The sequence below is a fragment of the Streptomyces malaysiensis subsp. malaysiensis genome (assembly GCF_040653035.1).
GTDB classification, from domain to species: Bacteria; Actinomycetota; Actinomycetes; order Streptomycetales; family Streptomycetaceae; genus Streptomyces; species Streptomyces malaysiensis.
Genome location: NZ_JBEZNG010000014.1, coordinates 152,234 through 157,010, shown reverse-complemented (window position 1 = coordinate 157,010; position 4,777 = coordinate 152,234). Strand labels below are relative to the sequence as shown.

At 70.6% G+C, this 4,777-nt stretch carries 1 protein-coding gene; it reads left to right on the top strand.

All coding sequences use genetic code 11. The features are described from left to right. Positions 1-230 precede the first annotated feature (230 nt). Positions 231-4,760: a non-ribosomal peptide synthetase gene (locus AB0E24_RS26380; RefSeq protein WP_359380534.1), complete on the top strand. Its 4,530-nt coding sequence runs from the start codon at positions 231-233 to the stop codon at positions 4,758-4,760. The last annotated feature ends 17 nt before the right edge of the window (positions 4,761-4,777 follow it).

Genomic DNA, 4,777 nt, shown 5'->3' with positions numbered 1-4,777 from the left:
TCATACCCTTCCGGCGAAGTGCAGTTCACCCGGTAATGCATTCCGGACCGTAGCAGTCCGATACAGACGTCCGCCATGCCGTGCCACCCTTGTTTTTCACCCCCCTACGCCCGTTTCGCCTGGCCGGAAACCTAGGGGGTTGCGTGGAAAGCACCGGCGGGTGTTCGCTTGCACAGCGCCACCTCGGGCATTTTCTGGATGCGCGAGCAATACCTTTCCGGGAGAGGTGAATGGCTTCCAAAAGTCCCCGGCTGCGCCGTAAACCGGACGGCAATGGCATCGGTCCGGTGGACCGTAACCGGCCTCTTCCGGCGTCCTTCGCGCAACAGCGCCTCTGGCTGATGCACCAGATCGCACCGGCGAGCAACTCCTACAACCTGCCGATCGTGCAACGGCTGCGGGGCCCCCTCGACCCGACGGTGCTGGGGCGGGCGCTGCGTCTCGTCGTGGACCGTCACGAGGCCCTCCGGACCGTGTTCGACACCGACGACGGCGAACCGCGCCAGCGGATCCTGCCGGGAGGTGCCACCGGCTTGCGGCAGGTGGACGCCCGGGACGAGGAGCACGCCCGGACGTTGATCCGGCGGGAGACGGCCGAGCCGTTCGACCTGAGCACCGGCCCCGTCCTGAGGGCGTTGCTGGTACGGCTCGCGGACGACGACCACGTGCTGGCACTCACGGTTCATCATGTGGCCGGTGACGGCTGGTCGCTGGCCATCCTCCAGATGGAACTGTCGGCGCAATACTCGGCCCTGCTCCGCGGTACGCGGGCCGACCTGCCCGAGCTGCCGGTGCAGTACGCGGACTTCGCCCAGTGGGAACGCCGCATGCTGTCCGGCCCCCGGCTCGAGAAGCGGCTGGCCTACTGGCAGGACCATCTGCGGGGCGCTCCCCCGGTGCTGGACCTGCCGGCCGACCGGCCCCGACCGGCGATCGGCGACTCCGACGCGGGCAGCGTGTCGTGGTCCCCGCCGGCGGAGCTGGTGGCCGCGGCCCGGGAGGTGGGCCGCTCGTCGGGCACCACGTTGTTCATGACCCTGTTGGCCGCCTTCCAGGTGACGCTGTCGCGCTACGCGCGTACCGACGACGTCCTGGTCGCCACCCCGACCGCCAACCGCAACCGCGCGGAGGTGGAGGGGCTGGTCGGCATGTTCGTCAACACGCTGGCGCTGCGCGGGGACCTCTCCGGCGATCCCACCTTCCGTGAGCTGCTGCGGCGGACCCGGACGGCCGCCACCGGCGCGTTCGCCAACGCGGACCTGCCGTTCGACCTGCTCGTGGAGCGGCTGGCACCGCCCCGCGACCTCGCGATCAACCCGGTCGTGCAGGTGCTCTTCCAGCTCCTGCCGATGCTGCCGAACCCCGTCACCCTGCCCGGGGTCACGGCCGAGCCGTTCGCCATGGACCAGTTCTTCACCCGCATGGACCTGGAGTTCCATGTCTACGAGGACGCCGCCGACGACCGGCTGCTGGGACATATGTGGTACAGCCGGGCGCTGTTCGACCAGGCCCGGATCGAGCAGCTGCTGGATCATCTGACGCTCGTTCTGCGCAGCGTGCTGAACCGCCCGGACGATCCGATCTCGACGGTCCCGCTCACACCGGACGGCGAGACCCGCCTGCCCGCGCTTCCGTCCAACGACACCGAGCGGGCCCTGCCGGTCGACTCGCTCCCGGAGCTGCTGGCGGTCGCCGCGGCCCGGACCCCGGACGCCGTCGCCGTCATCGACGAGCAGGTCACCCTCACGTACGCCGAACTCGGCCGCCGGGCCAACAGGCTGGCACACCTGCTCATCCACCGGGGTGTCCGCCCCGGCACCCTGGTCGGGCTCTGCCTCGACCGGGGCGCCCAGATGATCGTCGGGATGCTCGGCATCCTCAAGGCCGGCGCGGCCTACGTGCCGATCGACCCGGAGCATCCCCTCGAACGCACCCGCTTCGTGCTCGCCGACTCCGACATCGCCACGGTGGTGACGCAGCCGGAGCACCGGTCCCGGTTCGAGGACGTCCGCGACGTCATCCCGCTGGACGACCCGGGCCTGCGCGAGCAGCCGGACAGCGCGCCCGACGTGCGGCTGGACCGCGACAGCCTGGCCTACGCGATCTACACCTCCGGCTCCACCGGCCGCCCCAAGGCCGTGCTCATGCCCGGCATCAGCGTCGTCAACCTGCTGCTGTGGCAGGAGCGCACGATGGGCCGCGAGCCGGACAGCCGGACCGTCCAATTCATCACGTCGACCTTCGACTATTCGGTGCAGGAGATCTTCTCCGCGCTGCTCGGCGGCACGCTCGTCATCCCCTCCGACGAGGTGCGGCTGGATCCCGCCCGGCTGGTGCGGTGGATGGACGACAACCGAATCACCCGCATCTACGCGCCGACCACGGTGCTGCGCGCGATCGTCGAGCACGTCGACCCGTACGGGAACGGCCTGTCCGCCCTGCGCCACCTCTGCCAGGGCGGCGAGCCGCTCGTGCTGGACACCAGGCTGCGCGAGCTGTGCCGGCACCGTCCCCACCTGCGGGTGCACAACCACTACGGTCCGGCGGAGAGCCAGCTGGTCACCGGCTATACGCTGCCCGCGGACGTCTCCACCTGGCCGGCCACGGCGCCCATCGGGCCACCGATCGACAACACCCGCATCCACCTCCTCGACGACGCCCTGCGTCCCGTGCCCGACGGCGTTCCCGGACAGCTCTGCATCGCAGGCATCGGTCTGGCCCGCGGCTACCTGGCCCGCCCCGACCTGGTCCGGGAGCGGTTCATCGCCGGGGGAACCGGCTCGGAGCCCCGGATGTATATCTCCGGTGACCTGGCCCGCAGGCTGCCGGACGGCAACCTCGAGTTCCTGGGCCGGATCGACAACCAGGTCAAGATCCGCGGCATCCGGATCGAGCTCGGCGAGATCGAGACGGTCCTGTCCGAACACGAGGCCGTCAGGCAGGCCGCGGTGGCCGTGCACAAGGACGACCGCGGTGACGATCGTTTGGTCGCGTACGTGGTGACCGACGCGGACGCCGCGACGATCGGCGCCGAACTGCGTGACCACGTCGAGCGGCTGCTCCCCTCGGCGTTGACGCCGTCCGCGTTCGTCGTCCTGGACGCGATGCCGCTGACGACGAGCAGAAAGACCGACCGCCGTGCGCTGCCCGACCCGGAGACCTGGTCGACGCCCTCGTCCTCACCGGTCGCCCCGCGCAATCCGACGGAGTCCGCCGTGTGCGGCATCTACGCCGATGTCCTGGAGACGCCGGCCGTCGGCGTGAACGATGACTTCTTCGCCCTGGGCGGGCACTCCCTCCTCGCCTCCCGCGTGGTGTCCCGCATCCGCGCCGAACTGAACTGCGACCTGCCGATGCGGACACTGTTCGACGGTCGGACGCCTGCCCGCCTCGCCGAGGCCATCGACTCGGCCTCGGCGACCGGCATACCGGCCATCACACCACGCTCGGGGGCCACACCCGCACCGATCACGCTCGCCCAGCGGCAGCTGCTCATGACCCGTGACTCGCTGCTCGACGAGGCGGTCTTCCCCGTCAGCCCATACGGATTCCGGCTGAGCGGCAGGGTCGACCGCGACGTCCTCGACCGCGCCCTGACCCGGATCGTCGCCCGCCACGAGTCGCTGCGCACCGGGTTCCGCGACGACGGCGACGGCTTCGTGCTCATGGTCCGCGATCCCGCACCGGTCAGCGCCGACGTCGTGCACGTCACGGCCGAGGACGCGGCGGCCGACGCCATCCGGGCCGAGCTCGCACGTCCCTTCGACCTGACCGGCGGCACCCTGCTGCGCGCCGTCCTGGTGCGGATCGCCGAGGACGAACACCTCCTGCTGCTGATACTGCACCACATCGCGGGCGACGGCTGGTCGTTCGATCTGCTGGTCCGCGAGCTGTCGGCCCTGTACACCGAGCTGGCCGGTGGTCCCGTCGCCGTGCTGCCGGAGATCACCACGACGTACTCGGACTTCGCCCAGTGGGAGCACGGCGTGATGTCCGGGCTCGTGCTGGCCGAGCACCAGGACTACTGGCGTACGAACCTCTCAGGCGCCGCGGCCCTGCGACTGCCGACCGAGCGGCCACGCGGGCACGGGGCCCCGGCCGGCCGCTCCCAAGCCTGGACCGTCTCGCCCGAGGCGACCTCGGCGGCCCGGCGGCTCGCGGAGGCGGAGGGCACGACGCTGTACGAGACCCTGCTGGCCGCCTTCGCGCTCGCGGCGGCCGGCCTGTCGGGCCTGGACGACATCGTGGTGACCACCCCGTTCGCCAACCGCGGCCGGCCCGAGACCGACCACCTGATCGGCTTCTTCGCAAAGGTCGCCGCCCTCCGCGTCGACCTGTCCGACGATCCGACGTTCCGCGAGGTCCTGCGGCGCGTGCACACGACCGTGCTGGGCGCGCACACCCATCAGAACCTCCCCTACGCGTCGATGCGGGCCGCCACGCCCGGCCTGCCCGAGCCGTTGGTCCAGTTCCAGCTGATCAGCTCGCTCGCCTCCGACCTCGTCCTGCCCGGCGTCACCAGCCGGCGGTTCTGGATGATCGAGACCGACCTGGGCATCACCAACGGTGAGCTGGCGATGTGGTTCTTCGACGATGCCGGCACGCTGCACGGCACGGTCGTCTTCGACGAATCCCTGCTTGCCCCGGCCACGATCGAGAAGCTGCTCGCCGCGCTGGAGTCGACCCTGCACGTCGTCTCCGCCACTCCCCTTGCGCGCGTATCCGAGGCACACGCTGCGAACGTCTCTGTAAGGAGTTAGCGCCAATGCCCGATCAC

Excerpts from the sequence above, each read along its gene's own strand:
- AB0E24_RS26380 (WP_359380534.1), top strand. The coding sequence starts at position 231 with ATGGCTTCCAAAAGTCCCCGGCTGCGCCGTAAACCGGACGGCAATGGC.